The sequence below is a fragment of the Kitasatospora sp. NPDC023120 genome, from assembly GCF_055560835.1.
This window is the reverse complement of sequence record NZ_JBVHHY010000105.1, coordinates 1-1,903: the sequence shown is the minus strand read 5'-3', so window position 1 is coordinate 1,903 and position 1,903 is coordinate 1. Positions and strand designations below refer to the sequence as shown.

Below are 1,903 nucleotides of genomic sequence, written 5' to 3'. Positions count from 1 at the left end.
ACTAGTGCAGCGCCGCACTGATCCTGCGAGGGTCTGGATCGCCCCGGCTGTGGCGGCTGGGGCGATCCTGTGCAGGTTGGGCGTCAGTTCTGGACGAGGATGGTCGCGAAGCTGGAGAGCGCGGTGTTGACCTCGGCCAGGTCGAAGGCGGCGGGATCGAACTGGTCGCCGGAATCGAGGCCGAGCCATTCGAGCCGTTCCTCATGCTCTTCGTGCTCCGGATCGGCAAGGATCTCGACGAGGTACTCGTATCCCCAGATCCCGCCGCAGTCCTCGGGTGGGCAGGCACGCCGGCCGGTGACGCAGCGCGGGTAGGCGGCACCGGGTTCGGCGTCGGCAACCGCTTCGACGAGGATGTCGTGCTCCCAGTCGTCGCCGAAGTCGTAGGTGTAGCCGAACCGCGCACCGATTCCCGGGGCGATGTGGTCAAGCCGCATCGATTCCGCGTTGCGGATTCCCAGCTCCCGGTCGGCGACCCCGTACCGCTCCCGCCCGGTCTCGAAGGCCCACATGTGGTAGTCCTCCCAGCCGAAGGCGGCCTGGATCAGGTCGTGCAGCTGTCGCAGGTCGGTGGCCGACGGCACTTCCAGACGCCGCCAGATCGGGGGGCGGGAGCCACGCAGGGTGACCTTGATCGTATGGACGGACGTCCCCGGTGCCGTCCGGGAGCGGGAGATCGGCTTCGCGCGCCTGGTGTTCGCCATGGCGGCCATCCTGCCAGCGGTCCTGGTCCTCGCGCGGCCGTCCGCAGCCGGCCCCACCCGTCCGCGCGACAATGATCGCCGCGCGTGTCGAGTCCGGGGGTGGGGTCATGCCGGTGCACAGCCCGTTCACGGTGGTGTGGGACGAGGACCAGCGGGCGGTACTGGAGCAGTTGGCGCACTCGCGCACCGCCCCGCTGCGGCGCATCCAACGGGCCCAGGTCGCGCTGGCCGCCGCCGACGGCACTGCGAACGCCGCCATCGCCCGCAGGCAGCATCTGCACATCGCCACCGTGCGGCGCTGGCGCAAACGATTCCATCGCGAGGGTCTGACCGCACTGGACGACCGCAGCCGGCCCGGCCGTCCGCGCCGCTACGGGCCCGAGGTTCAGCTGGCGATCGTGGCCACTGTGACCTCCGCCCAACCCGGCACCGACAGCCACTGGACCCACAAGGCCATCGCCAAGTCCCTTGCCGGACACGGGATCTCCGTCTCCCAGGTCGGCAGGATCCTTGCCGGCCTTGACCTCAAACCCCACCTGGTCCGCGGTTGGCTGACCCGCCCCGACGATCCCGACTTCTACGCCAAGGCCGCCGACGTGTGCGCCCTCTATCTCAACCGGCCGGAAGGATCAGTGGTCCTGAGCGTGGACGAGAAGACCGCCATGCAGGCCCGCTCCCGTCGCCATCCGACCCGGCCGGCTAGACCAGGCAGACCCGAACTCCGCGAGTTCGAATACCGCCGCCACGGCACCGCATCCATCGTCGCGGCCCTGGACGTGCACACCGGACAGGTCCTCGTCGAGGACATCACCCGCAACAACTCGGCAACCTTCATCCGATTCCTGCGGCTGCTGGACCAGAGCATCGACCCCGCCCTGACCATCCACCTGATCCTCGACAACGGCTCGTCCCACGTCTCGAAGGCCACCCGAACCTGGCTGACAGGCCACCCGAGATTCACCGTCCACCACACGCCCAAGCACGCCTCGTGGCTCAACCAGGTCGAGATCTTCTTCTCGATCCTCGCCCGCCGCCTGCTGCGACGTGGTGAGTTCACCTCACGAGACGACCTCATCGGCCGAATCCGCGAGTTCACCATTGCCTACGACACGGAAGCGAAGCCGTTCCGCTGGACCTACGAGGGAACCCCACTCAAGGCCGGGTAAACCCTCGCAGGATCAGCGCGGCGCTGCACTAGT

The 1,903-nt window shown here is 68.5% G+C and carries 2 protein-coding genes; one reads left to right on the top strand and one right to left on the bottom strand.

Annotated elements, in window-relative coordinates; genetic code table 11:
* Positions 1 to 83 precede the first annotated feature (83 nt).
* Positions 84 to 704, bottom strand: coding sequence for a plasmid pRiA4b ORF-3 family protein (locus ACZ3TI_RS40910; protein WP_465735668.1), 621 nt, complete (start codon positions 702 to 704; stop codon positions 84 to 86).
* Positions 705 to 811: 107 nt separating this feature from the next.
* Between ACZ3TI_RS40910 and ACZ3TI_RS40905 the strand changes: the two genes are divergently transcribed.
* Positions 812 to 1,870, top strand: a complete 1,059-nt coding sequence (locus tag ACZ3TI_RS40905; protein ID WP_465735666.1) for an IS630 family transposase — start codon at positions 812 to 814, stop codon at positions 1,868 to 1,870.
* Positions 1,871 to 1,903: the final 33 nt, after the last annotated feature.